Origin of the sequence: Solitalea longa (assembly GCF_002920915.1) — a bacterium.
Lineage (GTDB): Bacteria > Bacteroidota > Bacteroidia > Sphingobacteriales > Sphingobacteriaceae > Solitalea > Solitalea longa.
On sequence record NZ_PQVF01000006.1, the window covers coordinates 165,083 to 189,009 of the forward strand.

Annotated in this window: 21 protein-coding genes; 14 read left to right on the forward strand and 7 right to left on the reverse strand. The window is 40.0% G+C overall.

Going from position 1 to position 23,927, the window contains the following annotated elements:
• Window positions 1-4 precede the first annotated feature (4 nt).
• From C3K47_RS09790 to C3K47_RS09815, 6 genes are all read left to right on the forward strand, one after another.
• On the forward strand, window positions 5-1,258 hold the full coding sequence (locus C3K47_RS09790) for a glycoside hydrolase family 26 protein (RefSeq protein WP_103788953.1): 1,254 nt from the start codon (window positions 5-7) through the stop codon (window positions 1,256-1,258).
• Window positions 1,259-1,378: 120 nt separating this feature from the next.
• Window positions 1,379-2,617 carry a glycoside hydrolase family 27 protein gene (locus C3K47_RS09795; protein ID WP_103788954.1) on the forward strand — a complete coding sequence of 413 codons (1,239 nt, stop codon included), beginning with the start codon at window positions 1,379-1,381 and terminating at the stop codon, window positions 2,615-2,617.
• Window positions 2,618-2,620: 3 nt separating this feature from the next.
• Complete coding sequence (locus tag C3K47_RS09800) at window positions 2,621-3,703, forward strand: SGNH/GDSL hydrolase family protein (RefSeq protein WP_103788955.1); 1,083 nt, start codon at window positions 2,621-2,623, stop codon at window positions 3,701-3,703.
• Window positions 3,704-3,733: 30 nt separating this feature from the next.
• Window positions 3,734-4,732, forward strand: a complete 999-nt coding sequence (gene mgrA / locus C3K47_RS09805) for an L-glyceraldehyde 3-phosphate reductase (protein WP_103788956.1) — start codon at window positions 3,734-3,736, stop codon at window positions 4,730-4,732.
• Window positions 4,733-4,735: 3 nt separating this feature from the next.
• A complete protein-coding gene (locus tag C3K47_RS09810; RefSeq protein WP_103788957.1) occupies window positions 4,736-5,758 on the forward strand; it encodes a glycoside hydrolase family 5 protein in 1,023 nt (340 codons plus the stop codon).
• A complete protein-coding gene (locus tag C3K47_RS09815; RefSeq protein ID WP_103788958.1) occupies window positions 5,758-7,728 on the forward strand; it encodes a sialate O-acetylesterase in 1,971 nt (656 codons plus the stop codon). Before C3K47_RS09810 ends, C3K47_RS09815 begins: the two co-directional genes overlap by 1 nt.
• A 101-nt stretch (window positions 7,729-7,829) precedes the next feature.
• Here the strand turns inward: C3K47_RS09815 and C3K47_RS09820 are convergent, their stop codons facing one another.
• The 4 genes from C3K47_RS09820 to C3K47_RS09835 all read right to left on the reverse strand — a co-directional run bounded on the left by C3K47_RS09820 (window position 7,830) and on the right by C3K47_RS09835 (window position 10,807).
• Window positions 7,830-8,516, reverse strand: a complete 687-nt coding sequence (locus C3K47_RS09820) for a DUF1345 domain-containing protein (protein WP_103788959.1) — start codon at window positions 8,514-8,516, stop codon at window positions 7,830-7,832.
• 81 nt (window positions 8,517-8,597) lie between these two features.
• Window positions 8,598-9,002 (reverse strand): hypothetical protein, encoded by a 405-nt coding sequence (locus C3K47_RS09825; protein WP_103788960.1) that lies wholly within the window; start codon window positions 9,000-9,002, stop codon window positions 8,598-8,600.
• Between the two features lie 72 nt (window positions 9,003-9,074).
• A complete protein-coding gene (gene cysM / locus C3K47_RS09830) occupies window positions 9,075-9,983 on the reverse strand; it encodes a cysteine synthase CysM (RefSeq protein WP_103788961.1) in 909 nt (302 codons plus the stop codon).
• A gap of 11 nt (window positions 9,984-9,994) precedes the next feature.
• The gene (locus C3K47_RS09835) at window positions 9,995-10,807 is read right to left on the reverse strand and encodes a serine O-acetyltransferase (protein ID WP_103788962.1); all 813 of its coding nucleotides are present in this window, start codon (window positions 10,805-10,807) and stop codon (window positions 9,995-9,997) included.
• Window positions 10,808-11,076: 269 nt separating this feature from the next.
• Between C3K47_RS09835 and C3K47_RS09840 the strand changes: the two genes are divergently transcribed.
• Together C3K47_RS09840 and C3K47_RS09845 are read left to right on the forward strand one after the other, a co-directional pair.
• Window positions 11,077-12,861: a chloride channel protein gene (locus C3K47_RS09840; protein WP_103788963.1), complete on the forward strand. Its 1,785-nt coding sequence runs from the start codon at window positions 11,077-11,079 to the stop codon at window positions 12,859-12,861.
• An 11-nt stretch (window positions 12,862-12,872) separates the two neighbouring features.
• The gene (locus C3K47_RS09845) at window positions 12,873-13,547 is read left to right on the forward strand and encodes an SGNH/GDSL hydrolase family protein (RefSeq protein WP_103788964.1); all 675 of its coding nucleotides are present in this window, start codon (window positions 12,873-12,875) and stop codon (window positions 13,545-13,547) included.
• Between the two features lie 79 nt (window positions 13,548-13,626).
• Here the strand turns inward: C3K47_RS09845 and C3K47_RS09850 are convergent, their stop codons facing one another.
• A complete protein-coding gene (locus C3K47_RS09850) occupies window positions 13,627-14,115 on the reverse strand; it encodes a hypothetical protein (RefSeq protein ID WP_103788965.1) in 489 nt (162 codons plus the stop codon).
• 293 nt (window positions 14,116-14,408) lie between these two features.
• On the opposite strand from C3K47_RS09850, the gene C3K47_RS09855 reads away from it, so the two are divergent.
• From C3K47_RS09855 to C3K47_RS09880, 6 genes are all read left to right on the forward strand, one after another.
• Window positions 14,409-16,280 carry a DNA topoisomerase IV subunit B gene (locus C3K47_RS09855; protein WP_103788966.1) on the forward strand — a complete coding sequence of 624 codons (1,872 nt, stop codon included), beginning with the start codon at window positions 14,409-14,411 and terminating at the stop codon, window positions 16,278-16,280.
• Between the two features lie 21 nt (window positions 16,281-16,301).
• The gene (locus C3K47_RS09860) at window positions 16,302-16,565 is read left to right on the forward strand and encodes a LemA family protein (protein ID WP_103788967.1); all 264 of its coding nucleotides are present in this window, start codon (window positions 16,302-16,304) and stop codon (window positions 16,563-16,565) included.
• Between the two features lie 213 nt (window positions 16,566-16,778).
• The gene (locus C3K47_RS09865) at window positions 16,779-19,445 is read left to right on the forward strand and encodes a DNA gyrase/topoisomerase IV subunit A (RefSeq protein ID WP_103788968.1); all 2,667 of its coding nucleotides are present in this window, start codon (window positions 16,779-16,781) and stop codon (window positions 19,443-19,445) included.
• 147 nt (window positions 19,446-19,592) lie between these two features.
• Window positions 19,593-20,324, forward strand: a complete 732-nt coding sequence (locus tag C3K47_RS09870) for a DUF4197 domain-containing protein (protein WP_103788969.1) — start codon at window positions 19,593-19,595, stop codon at window positions 20,322-20,324.
• An 8-nt stretch (window positions 20,325-20,332) separates the two neighbouring features.
• Window positions 20,333-20,578: a hypothetical protein gene (locus C3K47_RS09875; protein WP_103788970.1), complete on the forward strand. Its 246-nt coding sequence runs from the start codon at window positions 20,333-20,335 to the stop codon at window positions 20,576-20,578.
• Between the two features lie 102 nt (window positions 20,579-20,680).
• Window positions 20,681-20,872: a hypothetical protein gene (locus tag C3K47_RS09880; protein WP_103788971.1), complete on the forward strand. Its 192-nt coding sequence runs from the start codon at window positions 20,681-20,683 to the stop codon at window positions 20,870-20,872.
• 62 nt (window positions 20,873-20,934) lie between these two features.
• Here C3K47_RS09880 and C3K47_RS09885 read toward each other — a convergent pair whose 3' ends face one another.
• The gene (locus C3K47_RS09885) at window positions 20,935-22,533 is read right to left on the reverse strand and encodes an N-acyl-D-amino-acid deacylase family protein (RefSeq protein ID WP_103789101.1); all 1,599 of its coding nucleotides are present in this window, start codon (window positions 22,531-22,533) and stop codon (window positions 20,935-20,937) included.
• Window positions 22,534-22,692: 159 nt separating this feature from the next.
• A complete protein-coding gene (locus tag C3K47_RS09890) occupies window positions 22,693-23,748 on the reverse strand; it encodes a hypothetical protein (protein ID WP_103788972.1) in 1,056 nt (351 codons plus the stop codon).
• Window positions 23,749-23,927: the final 179 nt, after the last annotated feature.

Sequence of the window (23,927 nt, forward strand, 5' to 3'; positions counted from 1 at the left end):
CGAAATGCAAACCTTAGCATCTTCATATAAATTGCGATTGGCTTTTTTTACGGTTGCAGCAATACTTTTGGCTGCTTCCTGTAAAAAAGGAGATTCGGGTACTCCTGATGACACAGATATCACTCCACCCGGATCGGAGGTTCCTTCATTGGCAACTGTACGCTCATGGCTGGCGGATAAAAACGCAACCGAGGAAACGGCGGCCTTGTTTTATAATCTGAAAAAAATGGCTAAAACCAATGTTCTATTCGGGCACCAGGATGCTACCAAACGTGGGGTTACTGATGCCAACACCCAATGGGCGAATGAACAACAGTTTTCAGGGGTATCAAGCTTAAAATCGGATGTGAAAGATGTAACCGGAGCTTATCCGGCAGTATATGGTTTCGATTATTTGCAGATTTCAGGTTTCTTTGATGATACCTGGGGCTGGTTTTCATACGAAAAACAGATAGCTCGTCAGTTATCCATTGAAGCATATAACCGTGGTGGAGTTTGTACCTATAGCTGGCATTATGGCAACCCGGTTTCAAAAGGGAGTTTTTACTGGAGCGATTCTCCGGTGGAAGCGGTTAGTAAAATATTGCCGGGAGGAAGCGAACATGAAACGTTCAAAAACTCATTAAAAATAGTTGCCGATCATGCCAAAACACTAGTTGGAGCCGACGGTAAATTGGTGCCGGTAATCTTCCGACCTTTTCATGAGTTTGATGGCGATTGGTTTTGGTGGGGGAAAGCACATTGCACAGCCGAACAATACAAAGCATTATATAAGTTTACGGTTACCTATTTACGTGACGAGCTAGGAGTGCATAACTTTATATATGCCTGGTCGCCGGGAGAATCCTACACCTCGGAAGCGCAGTATTTAGAGCGTTATCCGGGTGATGCTTATGTTGATTTAGTGGGAACGGATAACTATGGTGACATGAAAGTGAGTAGTAATCCAACCACAGCGGCCAACAAATTTAAAATTGTTTCGGATTATGCTAAACGTCAAAATAAACTGGCAGCATTAACAGAAACAGGTTTGCAAAACCTACCTAAATCAGATTGGTACACTCAGATCTTGTTAAAATCTCTGAAACAAAATAAGTTGGAGTTTTGCTACGCTATGGTTTGGGCCAATACCAAAGATGCTTATTGGACACCATACAAAGGGCATGCGGCCGAAAGTGATTTTAAAACTTTTAAGTCCGATCCATACATGCTCTTTGGCGATAAGCTTACCGCCACAACAATGTATAAAATCAAGTAAGAATGTATTTTATCTCTGCGCTACTCTGTGAAACTTCGTGGTTATATTTTAACACAGAGTTTCACAAAGTTGAATCACTGAGTTACACAGAGTATGTTATACCATCCAAATATATAGTAGATGAAAAAGTTTAGTTTTTTAGCGCTGTTCCTATCAATAACCATTACCGCATTCTCTCAAGGAAACAACTACGTTCAAAATTATAATAAATACGAAAATCTGGCTTTAACGCCTCCTATGGGCTGGAACAGCTGGAACAAATTTGCCTGTAATGTGGATGAAAACATGATCAGGCAAATTGCGGATGCAATGGTTTCAACCGGAATGAAAGATGCCGGTTATACCTATATCAATATTGATGATTGCTGGCACGGCGGCCGTGACAGCCTGGGTTTTATTTATCCTGATCCTGTTCGTTTTCCTTCAGGAATGAAAGCCCTTGCTGATTATATTCATTCCAAAGGGTTAAAAATTGGTATTTATTCTGATGCAGGTTCACAAACTTGTGGCGGTCGTCCGGGTAGCCGTGGCTATGAATTTCAGGATGCATTAACCTACGCAGCCTGGGGAATTGATTATTTAAAATACGACTGGTGTAACACCGAAGGCTTAAAAGCTGAAGGAGCTTACAAAACTATTACGGCTGCTTTACGCAGAGCTGGTCGTCCTATTGTGTTGAGCATTTGTGAATGGGGTAACGACAAGCCGTGGGAGTGGGGTCCGCAGGTGGGTCATTTATGGCGCACTACCGGAGATATTTACAACTGTTTCGATTGTATCAAGGATCATGGTACCTGGAAAGCTTTTGGTGTTATGCAGATTCTGGATAAACAGGACGGTTTAAGGAGATACGCCGGTCCAGGGCACTGGAATGATCCTGACATGATGGAAATTGGTAACGGACAATTAACGCCTGCTGAAGATCGTGCTCACTTCTCGATGTGGGCCATGTTGGCGGCACCATTGATTGCAGGAAACGATATTCGTAGTATGGACAAAGAAACCCAAGAGGTATTGACCAATAAAGATGTTATAGCCGTAAACCAGGATTCACTGGGAGTGCAGGGTTTTAAGCATGAAACCCGTGATAGTGTTGAGACCTGGCTAAAGCCAATGAAAAATGGAGCCTGGGCGGTTTGTTTCCTAAACAGAAGCACTAAAGTTAAGTCGATAGAATTTAACTGGCAGGAAAAGCCTATTGTGGATGAACTATCGAAAAGAGAGTTGAACACCGCTGTTCGTCAATATAAAATGAAAAACCTTTGGACGAAGAAGGATGCCGGAACCACTAAAAAAGTGTTAAAGGCAACAATTCAGGGTCACGATGTTTTGATGCTCGCTTTGACAGAAATTAAATAGCAGATGAAATTGAACCTTCGCAGTATACTTTTAGGAACTTTAATGATGATCGGCAGTTCGGTTTACGCAGCCTCGGCAACAGATTCATTGGCTTTTTTTAAGGCAAGTGAGGCTGTCATTCAATACACAGGTCGCATCGATTTTTCAAATCCACAATTGCCTCGTTTTTGGCAGCCGGGAGTATACATTAAAATCGGATTCAAGGGCCCATATTGCCAGTTGCATATCAATGATGAGGTGCTTTACGGCTCTTCGCACAACTACATTACCATTGTAGTTGATAATGGTAAGCCTCAGCGCATGCAGTTGAAAGATAAAACCAATGTGATTAAGGTAGCCGAGAATTTAAGCGATGGTGAACACACGGTGCTTATTTGTAAAGATACCGAGGCCAATATTGGTTATATAGAATTCGCAGGGATTAACTGCCGAGAGCTTACAGCCCTGCCTGACAAGCCAAAACATTTGATTGAGTATATCGGTGATTCCATTACTTGTGGAACCGGTAGCGACGAGTCGGCTGTGCCTTGCGGAAAAGGAGCCTGGCATGATCAGCATAATGCTTACTTAGCTTATGGCCCGATAACAGCCCGAGAGCTTAACGCGCAATGGCACCTGTCGTCGGTTTCAGGAATTGGTTTAATGCACAGCTGCTGCGATATGAACATTATCATGCCTCAGGTTTTTGATAAGGTGAGTATGCGCGATAATAAGATCAAGTGGGATTTTAAGAACTATCAGCCCGATGTGGTTTCGGTTTGCTTAGGGCAAAATGACGGCATTCAGGATGCAACTGCGTTCTGCAATAATTACATCGCATTCGTTAAGTTGTTACGGGTATATTATCCAAAGGCCACTATCGTTTGCATGAGCAGTCCTATGGCCGATGAAAAGCTGCGTAATTTCCAGAAAGAGCAGCTAAATGCGGTGGTTTCAACATTAAAGGCTTCGGGATTAAAAGATATTTACATGCATTGCTTCGAAAAAAGTTATAACGCGGGCTGCGACTGGCACCCGAGTTTAGCCGAACATCAGGTAATTGCTGCAGAATTAACGGATTTCTTGAAGAAAATTATGAAGTGGTAATTATATTTAGTGTCGAAATAACACTTTAGTATGTACACACCTTCAACTACTCGCTACAAAGACATGAAATACAACCGCTGCGGCAAAAGCGGTTTGTTACTACCGGCTGTTTCTTTAGGCTTATGGCATAATTTCGGATCGGTAGATGTTTTTGATAACGGACGATCGATCATCAGACAAGCATTCGACAGGGGCGTAACCCATTTCGATTTGGCTAATAACTACGGGCCGGAACCGGGTTCGGCAGAAGAGAACTTTGGGGAGATCCTGAAAAAGGATTTTGGCGGCAACTTGCGCGATGAACTGATCATTTCAACCAAAGCAGGTTATCATATGTGGGAAGGCCCATATGGTGAGTGGGGTTCAAGAAAATATTTAATATCGAGTTTAGATCAGAGTTTGAAACGCATGAAACTTGATTACGTGGATATCTTCTACTCGCATCGTCCTGATCCTGAAACTCCGTTGGAGGAAACAATGGGAGCTTTGGATACGGCAGTAAGAAGTGGTAAAGCTTTATATGCAGGACTTTCGAATTATAAAGCTGAAGAAGCTCAAAAAGCAATTGAAATTTTAAAACAATTGGGTACACCTTGTCTTATCCATCAGCCTAAATACTCCATGTTTGAACGTTGGGTAGAAGGCGGATTACTGGATGTACTGGAGAAGAACGGCGTGGGCTGCATTCCATTTTCGCCATTGGCGCAGGGAATGTTAACCGATAAATACTTGAAGGGAATTCCTGAAAATTCAAGGGCAGCTAAATCACATGGATTTTTACAAACGAGCGATATTACGGAACATCGTTTACAACAGATCCAGCAATTAAATAACATCGCACAACAACGTAATCAGTCGCTGGCACAAATGGCGCTGGCCTGGTTACTGAAAGATAATCGAATTACAACTGTATTGATCGGAGCTAGCTCGGTGGCACAGCTCAACAACAACCTCGATAGCTTGAATAATTTATCGTTTACCAATGATGAATTAACGGCCATTGGTGCAGTGCTCGGTCAGAAAGAATAAGCAATGAGAAAAAAAATATTTCTTTTCGTTTTTGTAAATGCCGTTTGTGGACTTATCACAGCGGCATTTGCACAAACAGCTCCCAGAGCAATTGATCAGCATGGAGCTTTAAGTGTTCAGCACAATATAATTGTTGATAAAAATGGTGTTCCACCACAATTAAGGGGAATCAGCATGTCGTGGAGCATTTGGGCTGGAAAGAAATATTACAATAATAATGTCGTCGATTGGCTGGTGGATGATTTTAAAATCAGCGTATTGCGTGCTTCCATGGCGGTGCAGCCTGATGGTGGCTACCTGCAACAACCCGAAGAGCAATTACAGCTAATTACTCAAACTATTGACAAGGCAGTTGAAAGAGGAATTTATGTATTAATTGATTGGCATGATCATAATGCCGAAAAACATCTTTCTGAATCCAAAGCATTCTTTGCCCAAATGGCCAAACGTTATGCAGGTAAGCCAAATGTGATTTATGAGATTTGGAATGAACCTGAGCATCAGTCTTGGCCGGTGATTAAGCAATACGCAATAGAGGTTATTAATGAAATCAGAAAATACGATGCTGATAATTTAATAATTGTTGGCAGTACAAAATGGGATCAGGAGGTGGATGTAACCGCCAAAGACCCAATTACAGGCTATAAAAATATTGCCTATTCTTTTCACTTCTATGCTTCTGATCCTAATCACCAGGATCGGTTACGTTCAAAAGCGGAGAAGGCCATGAAGAAAGGCTTGCCGCTTTTTGTCACCGAATGGGGAGTGGGAGAATCTAATGGCGACGGTGTTTTTGATTTGAAGAAAACAGAAACATGGTTTAACTGGATGGAAACCCATAAACTAAGCTGGGCAAACTGGAATATTACCGATAAAAAGGAAACTACCGCTTTGTTACAGCCGGGTGCATCGGTAAATGCCAACTGGACAAAAGAAGAATTGACTCCTGCCGGAATTTATATCCGTGAGCAGTTAAGAAAGTTTAATAATCCGCAGAAATCATCCGAAACTCAATCCAACAACTAATGAAAAAAGCCGCCTTACTTTTCGTTTTGTCTGTTTTTGCTTGTACACTAAAAGCCGAAGTAAAATTACCTGCCTTGGTAGGGGATCATATGGTTTTACAACGCGATAAGCCTTTAAACATTTGGGGATATGCCAATTCGGGTGAAGCGGTTACTATCAACTTCGCTAATAAAACAGTAAAAACTACAACGGCCGCTAATGGTAAATGGACTGCTGTTTTACCGGCAATGAAAGCTGGCGGGCCTTATCAAATGAAAATTAAAGGAACGAATGAGATCCTTTTAAACGATATTTTAATAGGCGATGTGTGGATCTGTTCAGGGCAGTCGAATATGGATTTCCCTTTGAAAGATGCTAGTAACGGTACCGTTGCAGTTGAGAAATCGGTTAATAATCAAATCAGGCTATTTACAGTCGAAAAGAAGATCTTTTTACAGCCACAGGAAGAGGCGAGGGGACAATGGTCGGTTTGCTCTCCCGAAACAACTAAATGGTTTACGGCGGTAGGTTATTTCTTCGGAAAAGAGCTTAATCAAAAACTGAACATTCCAATTGGTTTAATTCACTCATGTTGGGGAGGAACAGTTGTGGAAAGCTGGATCAGCGCGGATGGATTGAAAGGTGAAACAACTTTTGGTAATAAAGCATTGCAAACAGCCACATTCGATACATTAAGCTATAACAACGAACATCGGAAACTGAATGATACCTGGATGAACAAATTCGATAATAGTGATATAGGGAAAGTGGGTGGAAAATATGTTTGGGCTGACAATGATATCAATACCAGCGATTGGAAACCGATTCAGTTGCCAATCGTTTGGGAGTTTTTAGGCAAAGGTGTTTTTGAATACCTGGATGGCGTGGTTTGGTTTCGTAAACAGTTTAGTTTAAAGCCTGAAGATTTAAAATCAGACTGCGTGGCCAGCTTAGGTTATATCCAAAACAGTGATGTAACGTTTGTAAATGGAACTCAAATTGGTTCTTCGCCTGATAAATGGGGATTGATGCGTAACTACACTATACCAAAGAACTTATTGAAAGAAGGCCAGAATACCATAACTGTAAGAGTGAACAATTATGGCGGCGACGGTGGTTTTGCGGCAAAGAGCGCTGATTTTTATATTAAAACAAACAATGCCACCATTTCCTTAATCGGTGAATGGCTGTATAAAGTGGGTTATACGCTAAAAGTTTATGACAGGCCAGAAAAAGAATTTGGTCCGAATACTTCACCTTCTGTATTATATAATTCGATGATCAATCCATTGGTAAATCTGTCTATCAAAGGAGTGATCTGGTACCAGGGTGAATCGAACTGGGATCGGGGTTATCAATACCGCGATTTGTTTCCTCGGATGATCACTGATTGGAGAAGCCAATTTAAGCAAGGCGAATTCCCCTTTTTGTTTGTGCAGCTTGCCAATCATCATCAGAAACAGGATAAACCTGAAAACGCTTATTGGGCTGAAGTTCGTGAAGCGCAGGATATGACACTGAAACTTAATAATACCGGAATGGTAACCGCCATTGATTTAGGCAATGCTGGTAATATTCACCCAACCAACAAGCAGGATGTAGGACTTCGTTTGGCTTGGGAAGCCGAACGAACTGTTTATAAAGTTTCACAGATAGGCCCAGGGCCACGTTTTAAATCGGTGGAGTTTAAGGAGGGTTATGCACTTATTAAGTTCGATAATGTAGGTAATGGTTTGAAGTTGAAAGAAAAGACTTCGTGGCTCGGTGGTTTTGCTATTGCCGGAGCTAACCAGCAATTTGTTTGGTCCGAAGCTATTATTGTGGATAAGAACACTGTTAAAGTTTATCAAAATAATATAAAACAACCTGAAGCCGTGCGCTATGCCTGGGAAGATAACCCTGCAGATGCAAGCTTGTACAGCAGTGATAACTTACCGGCTTTTCCGTTTAGAACTGATAACTGGAAAGGAATTACGGCTGAAAATCGCTAACCTTTCAATAAAATGCCCTTCATAGGCTAAAAGAATTGCTCGTCAAACAGGAGGGTTGAACCATCATCTACTTTATTAGTTAATTAACTTAAACTGAAAGCTTACTTTTTCAACCCTGCAATAATATTAATAGTGAGTGCCACTACAAAGGTGTTAAGGCAAAACGATAAAAGGCTATGGAAAAGTGCCGTGCGGCGGATCTGGCGTGATGAAATTTCTACATCTGATACCTGGAAGGTCATCCCAATAACAAACGAGAAATAAGCGAAATCGATATAGTCAGGATGACTCTCATTGGGGAAATCTAAACCTCCATTATGTTTAGTATGATCGGTTTTATCACCATCATAAAACATGTTAGCATAATGGAAGGTAAATACGGTATGTACAAGCGACCATGACAGGAGAATTGCTGAAAGTAAAATTGGAATGTAATATAAAGCAGCCATTTTATCGGCTACGTTTGATAGCATTAACATCAATACAGAAAGCATACCGGCAAAGGAGGAAATAAGAATGGAGGCAAGAACAAAAACTCGACTTCCATCTTCGGTTCTAGCTTCAGTTTTAATATGATGAATAGAATGGGTGACAAAAACCAACCAGCTCGCTCCAACAAACGCAAAAGCAAAAACATCCCACAGTAAGGTCACTAATACCAAATGATCACTTATCTTATTCCATAAAAACAGAAAGAGAATAACTGTTAGTAAGGCACTCAATAAAACACGATAAAGAGGTTTGTGAAGAAATGAAATGAGTTTCGGAAGGCTTTTGGGAGGTTGCATGCTTCATTGTTTAATAGCTATAAATTATTAAAAATCCTTCCGTTTTTTCAAAAGGAAGGATTTTTAATTATGCTGCATGTGTTATTCTAGCTTTTGAAACAGGTACTCTTCCGTTTCCAAAATTGATTTACCTTTTTTGTTCTTAGTTTCAGATTGGCTGAGGAGTAGCTTATTTCCATCAAAAGAATAGTTATAGGTATCCTTATCAATGGTTATGGTACCGTTACCGTATGAAGCTGTGATGGTCTTTGCTTGCTTACCGCTTTCATTGATTATTACGCTTGTAGCTGTAAATTCGTAAGACTTCTCTCCGGTTTTATAGCTCTGGTTTTTTGATGAAACAACAATAGGTCCGTCTTTTTCAGTATCTGATTTTACTAATAATTGCCATTTTCCAGCCAGTTTAGGGTCGGATTGTGCAAAAACATTGGCTGAGCCTTTTAGGAGAAAGACAGTCAATAAAGTGAACAATAATTTCCATTTCATAAGCGATAAATTTTATAAGGATATGGTTATAAATGTTTCAGTATAAATCTACTAATAATCTATAACAAACATTTATACTCCAAATAAGTCAGATGATAAATACCGATCTCCGCGGTCGCAAATGATACAAACAATTACACCCTCATTAATTTCTTGTGCTATGCGTAAAGCTGCCGAAACAGCGCCTCCTGAGCTCATACCGCCGAACACGCCTTCAACTTTGGCCAATTTACGTGTGGTTTCAGTAGCCTCTTCCTGTGAAATGTCCATTACACGGTCAACACGTTCAGGTTCAAATATTTTAGGCAGGTATTCTTTAGGCCAGCGGCGAATGCCTGGTATTTTTGAGTTATCGGTAGGTTGGCAACCAACGATCTGAATATCCGGATTCTGTTCTTTTAAGAATCTTGAAACTCCCATAATGGTTCCGGTGGTACCCATTGACGAAACAAAATGGGTGATGGTTCCTTGCGTGTCTCTCCAAATTTCGGGACCGGTGGTGCGATAATGCATACCGTAATTATCAGGGTTGGCAAACTGGTTAAGCATTAAATAACCACCTTTTGCTACCTGGGCATGGGCATAGTCAATTGCGGCTTCCATTGAACCTTCGGCGGGTGTTAAAGTAACCTTAGCGCCAAACGCTTCCATTGTTAAAACCCGTTCGCGGGTAGAATTTTCGGGCATCACCAGCTCAATTTCTACGTCAAACAATCGGGCTATCATGGCCAGGGCTATACCGGTGTTTCCGCTGGTGGCTTCAATAAGCCGCATGCCGGGTTTCAATTCACCCCGATCTAAGGCGCCTTTGATCATTCCATAAGCGGCACGGTCTTTTACACTTCCACCCGGATTATCGCCTTCGAGTTTTGCTAATATTTTAACACCTGGTTTAGTATTTAATCGGGCTAGTTCTACTAGTGGAGTATTTCCAATCAGATCAACCAGCTTATTCGTTTTTAATTCAGTAACTGTTGTCATAATCAATTTAATTATTCATCCATACCCATTTCAATGTATTTATTCTGGCTCTGATGATAAACTTTGGAATAAGGAGCAATACTAGAGGTTAACCAAACATTACCACCAATTATCGAATCATGGCCGATAATCGTTTCTCCTCCCAAAATGGTTGCACCTGAATAGATCACCACGTTATCTTCAATAGTGGGGTGGCGTTTTATTGATGCCAAATTTTTGCTCACACTTAAAGCTCCAAGGGTAATGCCTTGGTAAAGCTTTACATGCTTACCAATTTCACAGGTTTCGCCAATGGTAATGCCCGTGCCATGGTCAATAAAAAAGTGGGTGTCAATTTGAGCTGCCGGGTGAATATCAATACCGGTTTTAGAGTGCGCATGTTCAGTTAGAATGCGGGGAATTAATGGAATGTCGAGTTTATGCAGTTCATGCGCCAATCGATAATATGCAATAGCTAAAAAACCCGGATAGGTTCTTACAACTTCAAATTCACTTTTTGAAGCTGGGTCGCCGGTAAAAATGGCACTCATATCGGTTAACAACACCTCATACACAAATGGCAGTCGATCCATAAACTGTCTCACCAAACGCGTAGCGTCAGCCGGTAAAACGTGCTGCATGGTCGAAAGCATTTCAACCCAGCTAGCATCCAGTTTCTGAAATTTTTGCGCTAAATCGTCGGTGCTGAGGTAATGTTTATTGGTCTTCTCCGGAAACATTAACCGAAGTAATTTTTTTGCCAGTCGATAAATCTCAGTATTCGAGGGATAGGTTCCCGTTGAGCGATGTTTATCGAGTAATATTTGAAGAAATTGTTTGTCCATTACTAAACTTAATACAATTATCAGGCTAAGCTTGTTTCCAGATCCATGATAATTAATTCGTTGATGTTGAAACTTAGTTTGTTACGCTTTTCTAGGATATTTAATAGTTAAAATATCGATTTAGTCGATTAATGCAGTTTTGCAAATGTATTTGTTTATGTATAGCCAGACAAACATTTTATTCATTTTAAGTACAGCGATGCAAGTTTAAAGGCGATTTCCAGCTGTTGTTGCGTTATTAATTTTAATATAATTGATTATTTTGATGCATGTTTAATCTTAAATGGATCCGAAAGCCAATCTTTTGGTTAAAACATAAACTTTCAAGAAACCAGTTTTTAATTGTTGCCGGGGTGTTGGTTGGGTTGACCGCTGGCATGGCCTCGGTTATTCTTAAGACCATTGTTCATTACCTCCATCGTTCATTTACCATCGACTTGCCCTATAATTCTGACCGTTATCTGGTATATTTTTTACCGTTAATTGGCTTGGTGTTAAGCGTTTTTATCACTCACCAGTTTTTCAAAGGCAAAGACGGCCGGGGAATCGTGAATATTTTAAATGACATCGCTGTTCGGTCGAGTCTGGTTGATAAAACCAAAATGTACTCGCAAATTATTACCAGTGGAATAACAGTCGGTTTGGGAGGTTCCGCAGGTTTAGAGAGCCCAATTGCAGTAACCGGTTCGGCCATCGGTTCAAATTTCGGACGGATTTATGGCCTCAATTATAAAGATCGCACGTTGCTGCTGGCTGCCGGTGCCTCAGCAGGAATAGCAGGTGCTTTTAACGCACCTGTAACAGGAATTATGTTTGCCGCCGAAGTTTTACTTGCTGGAATTGGTATAACGGAGTTTATACCCTTGATCATCGCTTCTGTTTGCGGAGCCTTATGTACCAAGATCATCTTTAACGAAAACATCCTGTTTCATTTCAAATCATTACAACACTTTAATTATTGGAATGTTCCCTTTTATGTTTTGCTGGGTATTTTCTGCGGATTATTGTCGATGTATTATGCCAGTATGGCCTTACGAATCGAACATATGTTTTTAAGGTTTAAAACTCAGCCTTATCAACGGGCGCTGGTTGGAGGATTGTTATTGATCGGGTTGTATTTTCTTTTCCCCCCATTAATGGGCGAAGGTTATGAAAGTGTAAAGAAATTGGCCAATGACGAAGCAATCAGTGTTTTTGCCTCTAGTTGGCTCGGAACTAAACTCCCTTCATCGGTTTTAATCATCACCTTGTTTATAGGCATCATTGGATTGATAAAAGTTTTTGCTACATCCATAACAATTTTCGGTGGAGGAAACGGAGGAAACTTCGCACCTTCCTTATTTGTTGGAGCGTATGTAGGTTATTTCTTTTCTTCTATGTTTAACCTGTTGGGTCTCGAACGGCAATTACCGGTTTCAAATTTTACCTTGGTGGGCATGGCAGGTATTTTAAGTGGTGTGATGTACGCTCCTTTAACCGGAATTTTCCTGATTGCCGAGGTAACCGGTGGTTATGAGCTGATGATCCCGCTGATGATCGTTTCGGTATCTGCGTACCTGATCACCCGGTCGGTTCATAAACATTCAATGGATAATCGCCTGATGGCTGAAAAAGGTGAAATATTTACAGATGACCGCGACCGGAATTTATTAACATCAATTAAAATGGCTGAATTTATTGATAGCAGTCAGGAAACTCTGGCTCCTACGGATTCGCTGGCCGATCTCATCCGCATATTCCGTATTAATAAGCAGGAACGATTTGCCGTAATTGATGATCAACAAATACTGAAAGGGATAATAACATTTGATATGGTTAGAGATGATGTATTCAGTAATGCTCAGCCCGAAACGGTTTTGATAAGCGATCATATGATAAGTCCAGCGGCAGTGATCAATATTAACGAATCTTTGCCTCAAATAATGAATAAGTTCGATTCTACCAAAAGCTGGCATTTACCGGTGGTGGAAAATAAAGTATTTAAAGGTTTTATCTCTAAATCAGCAATTTTAAATAGCTATCGTAAACAACTGATAATTCATTCTGGTAATTAATACGTTAATAAATGAAACAACAAAAAAACGCTTTACTTATTGCAGTTTTGCTGCTTACTATGAGTGCAGGTCTTATTACTACGAAGAAAAAAGTGGTGTTTTTTGGCGATTCGATAACGCAGATGGGAGTGAATACCGGAGGTTATATCTGTCGTTTGGATAGTTTACTTAAAACTAAAGGACAAGGAACTAATTTTGATCTGATTGGTGCCGGTATTGGCGGCAACAAGGTGTATGATCTTTACTTACGCATGGATGATGATGTGCTGGCTCAAAATCCAGATGTGGTGGTGATTTGGCTAGGTGTTAATGATGTATGGCATAAGGTATGGGGAACCGGTACTGATGCCGATAAATTTGAAGCATTTTATAAGGCGATCATCAAAAAACTGCAAGCCCGAAACATAAAAGTGGTGTTATGCACACCGGCCGTAATAGGTGAAAAAACCGATTTTACCAATCAAATGGATGGCGATTTGAACAAGTACTCTCAAACTATACGAGATCTTGCTAAAACTTATAATCTACCGGTTTGCGATCTTCGTAAAACATTCCTTGAATACAATAAGCTTAATAATCCGGAAAATAAGGAATCGGGGATATTAACTACTGATAAAGTTCACCTAACAAATAAAGGCAATGAACTGGTAGCCGAAGAGATGCTAAAAGTGCTTGCTAAATTTTAGTTTCCTTGATATAAATAAAAAAGCCCAAAACGCTGAATCTTGTGTTCAATGTTTTGGGCTTTTCACTTAACTAAGTAGGCTATTTTGCTTTTTTACTTGTTTTGGTAAAGAAATAAGTAATGTGCGAAGTTTTATAATTCAGATTTACGGTTTCATTCCAAACCATGTTTTTTCCATCAATTGATTGGATCGGCATCTTAAACCCTTGGGTGATTTGCTTTCCTTTTTGTCCTGCCAGTAAGGGTTTTATTCCAAAATAATTGCCTGTTTCCGCTTTTCCAGTCGACCAAACAAGGGTTTGTGGGGTAGTAGGGCAACCTTCAGCCATTGGCGAAAGAATTTTGCCATCCCAATTGCCGTAAAACGTCCAAACGCTATTGATCATACAGGCTGCGTCAACATCACCAAAAACCTTTATTGTTGAGTAAGCTTTAATATTGTCATAAAGTATGCTGTCTAAACGCCAAACTCCCTGAACCGTTTTACGTTTAATTTCCTGAGCCGAACTTATTTGAAAACTAAATAACAGTGCTCCAAGAAGCAATAGCGAGCATATGATTCGTTTCATAAGTGTTAAAAATTTTTAAGGTGAATGATGATTTGATTAAATATAACAAACTTAGGGCGTATAAAAAACCTTGTGGCAAATTTACGTCAACAGTGGTTGTTTCTAATTTATTTATCAAAAAATTACCTTACAGATGCTCAACGAGTTGTGAAAATGTTGAAATTTTTAGCAATCTTGGGCCGCTCAGAAAGATTAGATTTGTTGGTTGAACTTAGAAAAAGAGTGTCTCATCAGCATCTCTTTATCATTTCAATTCTTTTATCTTGATTCTTTACTCTTGTATCATATAAAATATGGCTGAAGAAAAAATTGGTTACAGCGAAGACGATATTAAATCCCTCGATTGGAAAGAACATATTCGACTTCGTCCGGGAATGTACATTGGTAAACTGGGCGATGGTTCGGCTTATGACGATGGTATTTATATTTTGCTGAAAGAGATCATGGACAACTCTATCGACGAGTTTGTGATGGGAGCAGGCAAAACCATTGATATCACCATTTCTGATCATAAAGTATCGGTACGCGACTACGGCCGTGGAATTCCGCTGGGTAAAGTGATCGATTGTGTTTCGAAGATCAATACCGGGGGGAAATATGATTCCAAAGCATTCCAGAAATCAGTGGGTTTGAACGGTGTGGGTACCAAGGCGGTTAACGCCTTATCTGCTAATTTCACTGTTCAGTCGTATCGTGATGGAAGAACCAAGTTTGCCGAGTTCAGCAAGGGTATTATTGTAAAAGATGAGGCCGAGAAGGAAACCTCTCAGCGTAATGGTACCGCCATCAACTTCGTTCCCGATGAATATATTTTCCGCAACTTCAAGTTCATTCCGGAGTTTGTGGAGAACATGATCTGGAATTATGTGTACCTGAATTCGGGCTTAACCATCAACTTCAACGGAAAGAAATATTTTTCAGAAAGAGGGTTGTATGATTTGCTTGTTAAAAACACTGATGCCGAAACCATCCGTTACCCGATCATCCATTTGAAAGGTCACGATATAGAAGTAGCCTTAACGCACGATAACCACTACGGTGAAGAGTATTATTCATTCGTTAATGGTCAGCATACTACACAAGGCGGAACTCACCAGGCTGCTTTTCGTGAGGCGCTGGTAAAAACGGTTCGTGAATATTATAAGAAAGAATTTGACGCTACCGATATCCGCGCATCAGTAGTGGCAGCAATCAGCATAAAAGTTCAGGAACCGGTTTTCGAATCTCAAACTAAAACCAAATTAGGCTCATTGAACATTGGTCCTGATGGGCCAACGGTGCGTACGTTTATCAATGACTTCCTGAAAAAGGAATTGGATGATTACCTGCATAAACATCCGGATGCTGCTGATGGCTTGTTGAAACGTATCATGCAATCGGAGCGCGAACGTAAAGACATTGCCGGGATTAAGAAACTGGCTAACGAACGCGCCAAAAAAGCTTCTCTGCATAACCGTAAACTGCGCGATTGCAAAGTTCACTTTGATGACGATTCAAAGAAAGATGATGAGCAAAAGTTCAGAACAACTTTGTTTATCACCGAGGGTGATTCGGCATCAGGTTCAATCACCAAATCAAGGGAAGTTGCCACGCAAGCAGTTTTTAGCTTAAAAGGTAAGCCATTGAATTGCTATGGTTTAACGAAGAAGATCGTGTACGAAAACGAGGAGTTTAACTTGCTTCAGCATGCCTTAAATATTGAAGATGGTTTGGAGGGATTGCGTTATAATAACATTGTAATTGCTACCGATGCCGACGTGGACGGTATGCACATTCGTATGTTGTTAATGACGTTTTTCCTTCAGTTTTTTCCGGATGTGGTAAAGAACGGGCACTTGTACATTCTGCAAACACCATTATTCCGGGTTCGAAATAAGAAAGAAACTATTTACTGTTACAGTGACGAAGAACGTAAGAACGCAATTGAAAAATTGGGCAACAAACCGGAGATAACTCGATTTAAAGGATTGGGAGAGATTTCTCCTGATGAGTTCTCTTTGTTTATCGGTGAAGATATGCGCCTTGATCCGGTGATCTTGAAAGACTCACATATAAAAAATGTGTTGGAGTATTACATGGGCAAAAACACCCAGGAACGCCAGGAATTTATTATCAGCAATCTGAGGGTAGAGAAAGACCTGGAAGAAGCGTTGACGGTAGCTTAATATAGATCAATAAGAATAGATATGTTTATTACATTAACGGTTGGCAGTTACTTAATTGTACATGGCTACGACGAACATAATAAGGAGGTTTTGGAGGAAGTGACTGTGCAATCGCCAGCCGAAAAGGTGGTGGCAGTAAGTCGTATTCAGTCTATTTCAGAAAACTATGTTTTAGTAACCGGCTCTTACGGCCGATTGATGTATTGGGAGTATACCGACGGTTATGCCAACTTAAAGCGAAAGCTGCATTTGGCAGGGCTAATGGTGGACCAGAACAGAACTTAATATTGATTGTATTACCAACTTTTAATTGATTAACAAGAACTCCGTTAGGAGGAAGTCTGTGGTTCTTTTCCAAAATAACTGCAAAAAATGTTAACTGATAAATTGCAATAAAGGGTATCGATTACTTATAGCTCAGAAATTATCAAGGTGGCGATATTCCCCTCCTTGGCTAAGGAGGGGTTAGGGGTGGTTCGATACAATTTTAAAAGTAAAATGATTAACGAAAACGATATACCAAACGAAGAAAACCAGGGTAAAGGCCATTTAGATGATGTTATCAAAGTGGACGGCTTGTATGAAAGCTGGTTTTTGGACTATGCATCATACGTAATTCTTGATCGTGCGGTGCCTAACATGTACGATGGATTAAAGCCCGTGCAACGCCGCATTCTGCATTCATTGAAAGAAATGGACGATGGCCGCTTTAACAAGGCTGCCAACGTTATCGGTAACACTATGAAGTATCACCCTCATGGAGATGCTTCTATAGGTGATGCCATGGTGAATATCGGTCAAAAGCAATTGTTGATCGACACTCAAGGAAACTGGGGCGACCCGGTTACCGGCGACTCTGCTGCTGCTGCCCGTTATATCGAGGCTCGCCTGAGCAAGTTCGCTAACGATGTGGTTTTCAATCCTCAAACCACTGAATGGCAATTATCATATGATGGTCGTAACCAGGAACCTGTTACTTTACCGGTAAAGTTTCCATTAGTGCTCAGCCAGGGAACTGAAGGTATTGCGGTAGGTTTGGCTACCAAAATTTTGCCGCATAACTTTATTGAGCTTATTGATGCTTCGATTGGCGTATTAAGAGGTGTTCGTCCTGATTTAGTACCGGATTTTCCTACAGGTGGATTAGCGGATGTTTCAAAATATAATGAAGGTCAGCGTGGTGGACGTGTGCGTGTCCGTGCAAAAATTAACGAGAAGGATAAGAAAACCCTCGTTATCAATGAAATTCCATTCGGTACCACTACTATAGGCTTGATTGACAGTATTATTGCAGCTAACGATAAAGGCAAGATCAAGATCAAAAAGATTGAAGACAATACCGCAAAGGATGTGGAGATTGTGATTCATCTGGCTCCGGGAATTTCTCCTGATATCACCATTGATGCGCTTTATGCATTCACCAACTGCGAAATGTCATTGTCGCCGAACACTTGCGTGATCAAGAACGACAAGCCACACTTTATGAGTGTGAATGACATTTTAACAGAGTGTACCAACCATACCAAAGAGCTTTTAAAACAAGAACTGGAGATTCGTTTAGCTGAGCTGAAAGAAAAGATCTTCTTCAGTTCACTATTGAAGATCTTCATTCAGGAAGGAATGTATAAGCATCCTGAATATGAAAGTTCAGGTACTTTTGATGTGGTGGTGGAAGTGCTGAATAAATTGTTTACACCATTCTTCTCTCAATTCTACCGAGAAATTCTTCCTGAGGACTATAAAAAGCTGATCGATAAGCCAATGAGCTCCATCACTCGTTTCGACGTGAAAAAGGCTGATGAGCAGATGAAAGCTTTACAGGAAGAAATCGATGAGGTGAATCATCATTTAGCTCACTTGATTGATTATGCAATTGATTATTTCGAACGGTTAAGAGCTAAATATGGAAAAGGACGTGAGCGTAGAACTGAGTTAAGAACTTTTGATACTGTTCAGGCTGCGCAGGTGGCTTTGGCTAACGTGAAGCTGTACGTTAATAAAGAAGAAGGTTTCGTTGGAACTTCACTTAAAAAAGACGAGTACGTTTGTGATTGTTCCGATATCGACGATATCATTGCTTTCCGTGCCGATGGTAAATTCCTGGTTTCTAAAGTAAGTGAAAAGGCCTTCATGGGTAAGAATATTGTGCATGTAGGGGTTTTCAAGAAGAACGACGACCGTACGGTTTACAATATGATCTATCGTGATGGAACCAGCGGAACGTCGTATATGAAGCGTTTCCCTGTTGGTGGTATCACCCGTGATAAAGAGTATGACCTGACTAAAGGCACTAAAGGATCATCAGTGTTGTGGTTTACGGCTAACGCAAATGGAGAAGCGGAAGTGGTTAATCTTCAACTTAAACCACATTCAAAATTAAGGAAGCTGCAGTTTGATGTAGACTTCTCCGAATTGGCCATTAAAGGTCGTGGCTCGCAAGGAAATGTGGTGACTAAATACCCAATCAAAAAGGTTGCTTTCAAGTCGGCTGGAGTTTCAACATTGGCAGGCCGTAAAATATGGTTCGATGATGTTTTGCAACGACTGAATGCCGATGGCAGAGGAAAATATTTGGGCTCATTTAGTGGTGAAGATAAGATCATCACTGTTTATAAAAATGGTGAATATGAACTAACGAATTTCGATCTTACAAATCATTTTGATGATGGTTTGTTGATCATCCGCAAGTTCGATCCTGAAATGGTGCTTTCTGTTGTTCATTTCGAAGGAAAAGCTAAAAATTTCTTTGTAAAACGCTTTGTACCGGATAATGTGGCAATCGGTAAAAAAGTAAGTTTCATAAGTGATGAAGCAGGGTCAAAATTAGTATTAATCAGCGCTGATGACCAGCCTCGGATTGCTCTTACAGTACTTAAAGGTAAAGCTAAAGATCAAGAGCTTTCTGAAATTAACCTTACTGAATTTATCGATATCAAAGGACTTAAAGCTAATGGAAACCGTTTGAGTCAGTTTGAAATTGCCAAAGTGGAGTTATTAGAGCCGATAGAGGAAGAAGAAGCGGAAGTAGCTGAGGAGGAGGATAATGGTTCAGAAATTGAAGCATCTTCAACGGACGAGGCTGGTCCTTCAAAAAAGATTGATTTTGAAATAACCAATCCTGAGGACACTGATCTGGAAGATGATGGTCAGGGAAAGTTATTTTAGCATAAGATTAACGCATTAAAATTTGGCAAAGGCGCAAAGAGACTGCACTCTCTGCGCCTTTGATTTGAAATAAAAATGATACTTCGTCGTTTCAAATAAATCAATATTTTAAACACCAATTCAATACATATAAAAGCAAACCAAATCATGATCAGAAGAGTATTTTTTACTATCGTTCTAGCACTTTCATTAACTTCTTGCGATTCGCAAAGTCTTTTAAAACAGGCTACTGATATTTATAAACAAACCACTGCTAACGGTCAGTTATCCAACACTGATATTGCTAACGGCTTAAAACAGGCATTAAACAAAGGAATTGATACGGCAATTGCCCAAGTAGCCAAAACCGATGGTTTCTTTAAAGATCAGGCTGTGAAAATTTTGCTGCCTGCAGAACTTCAAAAGGTTGATAAGACATTACGTAGCATTGGTATGTCGAGTTTAGCGGATGAAGGCTTAAAATTAATGAACCGCGCGGCTGAAGATGCGGCAGGAAAGGCTAAGAATATCTTTGTAAATGCTATTAAGCAAATGACCTTTCAGGATGCTTTTAGTATTTTAATGGGTGAGAAAAATGCAGCTACTCAGTATTTGAAGAAAACAACAACAACTCAATTGTATTCAGAGTTTAACCCGGTAATTAAAAACTCACTCGATGTAGTAGGAGCTACCAAAGTTTGGGGACAGATCATGACTAAATATAACCAGCTGCCAATGGTGACAAAGGTTAACCCTGATTTGGCTGATTATGTTACCAATAAAGCTATGGATGGAGTTTTTTATAAGGTGGAACAGGAAGAGCTGGCTATCAGAAAAGATCCTGTTAACCGCACAACTGATATATTGAAGAAGGTTTTTGCCAAGCAAGACAGCAAATAGTTAAGCGAATGGCAATTGGATTAAAGCAGGTCATACTTATTGGCCTGGCGGTATTGGTAGGCCTAAGCCTTTTGTTATTGATTATGGGTTTTCCTGGTAATTTAGTGTTCGGCATGTGGGGCATTACCCTGGTATTTCTAACGATCTTTCTTATACTTTATGGCATTACTTATTTGTTCTCAAGAGTAAAGAATAAAAAAGCAAAGAAACCCGCTAAAAAGCCTGCATTAGCAACGGTAAAAGCTAGAAGATAATTTTTTAAACTTTTAATAGAGTAAAAAAAAATTTGGGTAACTATTGCTTTTGTTTTATTTTATTTCTTAATTGGGAATCTAAACAACCAATTAAACCGAAATATGAAACAAACTTTACTTATCCCAGCCGTTGCTTGCTTATTTTCGCTGATCACCGGTACTTGCCTTAAATTTTTTGAACTTCCCGGGGCTAATATGTTAATATTATTAAGTTCAGTTTTATTGATGGGCTTAATATTATTATTCACTTATTCATTGATTAAAGTGGCTTCTGAAGCCGAAAAAATTAAATAAGAAATATATAAAAAGGAATGGATCAACTTTTAAAGCTGATCCATTCCTTTATATGTACTACTTTATTTGTGGCCTTTTTGTTTAGAATGAAAGCCTCCTCCATAAAGAACCTTTCCATTTTTTGCTCCGGTGTGTTTTCCGCTAGTTAATGTGAGAACTCCATTAACAATTACATATTCAAATCCTGTGGAAAAAGCATGTGGTTTATCATAAGTGGATAGGTCCTCAACCTTAGTTTCATCAAAAACAACAATATCTGCATCCATTCCTTCTCGTATTAATCCTTTGCCTTTTAAATTAAACCGTTGAGCCGGCGCAGAGGTCATTCGCCTGATAGCGTCTTCTAGCTTAATTACCTGACGCTCCCGTACATATTTGCCTAAAACCCTTGCATTGGTTCCATAGCTCCGCGGGTGTGGCATCCCTTTTCCAAACTCACGTATCGAACCGTCACTGGCTACCATGGTGAAGGGATATTTCATAATGGTTTCAATGTCATCTTCATTCATGCCATGAAAAACCATCTGTACCCATCCCTGATCCACCAAATCGAGCATTGTATTTATTTCATCAGTTAAATTTTCACCACGGCCTTTTAACTTGTTTATCTGAGTGATACTTTTTCCGTTAAGTGCAGTATCGGCATTGCAATAAGCCACCACCGCATAAGAAAAATCTTTGTTGCCCCTTCTCGCTGCATCGTTAAGCATTTCATTAACCAATTTGCGGCGTGCTGCAGTATCGGTTAAGCGCTTGTGATAAGTGCTGTCGTTACCTGCAAATGCCCAGGCAGGGATCAACGACCGAAGCGAGGTGCTGCTAGCCGAATAAGGATATTGGTCACAGGTTACATCATAACCTTCTGATCGTGCCTTTTCAATGAGTTTTAGCGTCTCTGCCGAACGATTCAGATTAGGGCGGCCAACTTTAAGGTGCGATATTTCAACGGGAATATTGGCTTGCTTTCCAATATTAATAGCCTCATCAATGGCCTCAAAAACCTTGACTGTTTCGCTACGCATGTGTGTAGTATAAATGCCATGATAGCGTGCAACCACTTTGGCTAGTCCCACAATTTCTTCTGTAGTTGAATAAGTCCCTGGAACATAAATCAAACCGGTAGACAATCCCATTGCCCCGTTTTTCATTGCTTCCTCAACAATAGTTTCCATCTCTTTTTGTTGCGCAAGAGTAGGAGGCAGGTTTGAATCATTCATTACCTGGCTCCGAACGCTCCCCTGGCCAATTAATGAACCAATGTTGATGGAGGTTTTTATTTGGGTGAGTTTGTTAAAATAGCTCTTAAAATCGAGGTTGGAGCTGCCGCAGTTTCCAGTAATTACAGAAGTCACTCCATCGTAAATAAAATTATCAGCCGTTGGAGTTTTTTCCTCATCATCTTCAATATGCGTATGGATGTCAATAAATCCCGGAGCAATGATCATATTTTTGACATCAATGATCTTTCTGGCATTTTTTGAGTCGAAATAGCCGATGGCTACAATCTTGCCTTTTGCAATACCTACATTGCCTTTGAACCAGGTATTTCCTGAACCATCGATAATTCGGCCGTTCATTAAAACCAAATCATACTGCGGCATTTGCGCAAAACTGAAAAATGGAAATAAACAGGTAAAAAAGAGAAATAGCGCTTTCTTCATCAAATTAACTTTGTCGAAAAATAAGAAAACAGGGTGTAAGTACCTAATGTCAGAATCCAGTCGCCAGTCTTGAGTCTCCAGTCCTCTGTCAGCAGTTTTAAAAAAAACAAGCCTGCCGATAAATCGACAGGCTTGCATTTTTATCTTTTTCAGTCAGAATTATTGATATTGAATGTATAATGGTTGCGGGTAAAGCGTTAGTACTTGTGATGGAGTCATGATTGGTTTACCGCATTTAATATCGTTCTTATAAAACAATTTGAATCCGGTATATTGAACAGGCTCCTTATATACATAGCTTTTATACGAATCTCTTTTTAATGTCGAAGGTCCCCATCCATCCATGTGCATTACCACCTGAACCTCACGATTAAGTTTAATGTTTTGCGAGTTGGACACCATTTTACGAGTGAAGCGGTGAACAACCAAAATTTTAGGAGGCAGATTATAAGTTTTAACAAGGTTCTGTAAGAATTCACTTGCGTAGTTTATATCAGCCGCATCGTAGGTGCCGATTTTCTTGCCTGGCAACGAACCGTCTTTCATCGAAAATTCAGGGTCGATACCTAAGTGCACATTAGGCAATTTTAAGTATGGCTCTAATAATGGAATTTCTTCTTTAAGCGTACTGTGACCTACCTGAATATCTAAGAAAACAATAGCATTACGTTTTTTAGCAATCGACAAGGTACTATCAATCATTTTAAACGGCATGCGTAAGCTATAACGGTTTTTCTTACCTGGAGCACCTTGAGCAGTAACCACAATCAGGTGAAGGGCCGGTTTTACAGGTGTTTTAGGGTCTGCTGCTTCCCAGCTTTTTACTTCCGCATCCAATCTGCTTAACATATCGTTGGTTGGATATTCTCCCAACACACCCATTTTCTTTGAATACAGGTTTCCGTAGTAAGCGATAATACGGTTGTTTGGTAAAATAGCACCTTCTTTAGGTTTAGGACCATTAACGATCCATTTACCGGCGGTATCAATTTTAATTGGCTGGTAAGGAATTTTATCTTCCGGATCTTCTTTTTTTACTGACTCTGCTTCAGTAGAACCTGAAAGTGAACCAGCATCAGCATTTGCCGATGTTTTATCATTAACAACTGAGCCGGTTGAAACCTTGTTTGAACGATCACAACTTGTGAAGAATGCTGATGAAACAGCTGAAATAACTAATAAAGTTAGAAGAGGGATTTTTTTACTTAAATGCATGATTGATTTTAACTTTTAAATACACGTATTCACAAATCCGTAACTGTTCATGCATCTTCTGACGAAAGCGCTCATAAAGAGGAAAAGTTTGGTTTTTGGAATGGTTATTAGATGTTTACGATTTGAATGTGTTTAGGGTTACATCGATTTTATATTTTTTGGATATTAGATTTCACCCC

Coding starts and splice junctions, on each gene's coding strand:
- mgrA (WP_103788956.1), top strand. CDS start 3,734: ATGTACACACCTTCAACTACTCGCTACAAAGACATGAAATACAACCGC.
- C3K47_RS09890 (WP_103788972.1), bottom strand. CDS start 23,748: ATGCATTTAAGTAAAAAAATCCCTCTTCTAACTTTATTAGTTATTTCA.
- C3K47_RS09845 (WP_103788964.1), top strand. CDS start 12,873: ATGAAACAACAAAAAAACGCTTTACTTATTGCAGTTTTGCTGCTTACT.
- C3K47_RS09865 (WP_103788968.1), top strand. CDS start 16,779: ATGATTAACGAAAACGATATACCAAACGAAGAAAACCAGGGTAAAGGC.
- C3K47_RS09825 (WP_103788960.1), bottom strand. CDS start 9,002: ATGAAATGGAAATTATTGTTCACTTTATTGACTGTCTTTCTCCTAAAA.
- C3K47_RS09835 (WP_103788962.1), bottom strand. CDS start 10,807: ATGGACAAACAATTTCTTCAAATATTACTCGATAAACATCGCTCAACG.
- C3K47_RS09795 (WP_103788954.1), top strand. CDS start 1,379: ATGAAAAAGTTTAGTTTTTTAGCGCTGTTCCTATCAATAACCATTACC.
- C3K47_RS09885 (WP_103789101.1), bottom strand. CDS start 22,533: ATGAAGAAAGCGCTATTTCTCTTTTTTACCTGTTTATTTCCATTTTTC.
- C3K47_RS09875 (WP_103788970.1), top strand. CDS start 20,333: ATGGCAATTGGATTAAAGCAGGTCATACTTATTGGCCTGGCGGTATTG.
- C3K47_RS09800 (WP_103788955.1), top strand. CDS start 2,621: ATGAAATTGAACCTTCGCAGTATACTTTTAGGAACTTTAATGATGATC.
- C3K47_RS09810 (WP_103788957.1), top strand. CDS start 4,736: ATGAGAAAAAAAATATTTCTTTTCGTTTTTGTAAATGCCGTTTGTGGA.
- C3K47_RS09880 (WP_103788971.1), top strand. CDS start 20,681: ATGAAACAAACTTTACTTATCCCAGCCGTTGCTTGCTTATTTTCGCTG.
- C3K47_RS09815 (WP_103788958.1), top strand. CDS start 5,758: ATGAAAAAAGCCGCCTTACTTTTCGTTTTGTCTGTTTTTGCTTGTACA.
- C3K47_RS09820 (WP_103788959.1), bottom strand. CDS start 8,516: ATGCAACCTCCCAAAAGCCTTCCGAAACTCATTTCATTTCTTCACAAA.
- cysM (WP_103788961.1), bottom strand. CDS start 9,983: ATGACAACAGTTACTGAATTAAAAACGAATAAGCTGGTTGATCTGATT.
- C3K47_RS09790 (WP_103788953.1), top strand. CDS start 5: ATGCAAACCTTAGCATCTTCATATAAATTGCGATTGGCTTTTTTTACG.
- C3K47_RS09840 (WP_103788963.1), top strand. CDS start 11,077: ATGTTTAATCTTAAATGGATCCGAAAGCCAATCTTTTGGTTAAAACAT.
- C3K47_RS09860 (WP_103788967.1), top strand. CDS start 16,302: ATGTTTATTACATTAACGGTTGGCAGTTACTTAATTGTACATGGCTAC.
- C3K47_RS09850 (WP_103788965.1), bottom strand. CDS start 14,115: ATGAAACGAATCATATGCTCGCTATTGCTTCTTGGAGCACTGTTATTT.
- C3K47_RS09870 (WP_103788969.1), top strand. CDS start 19,593: ATGATCAGAAGAGTATTTTTTACTATCGTTCTAGCACTTTCATTAACT.
- C3K47_RS09855 (WP_103788966.1), top strand. CDS start 14,409: ATGGCTGAAGAAAAAATTGGTTACAGCGAAGACGATATTAAATCCCTC.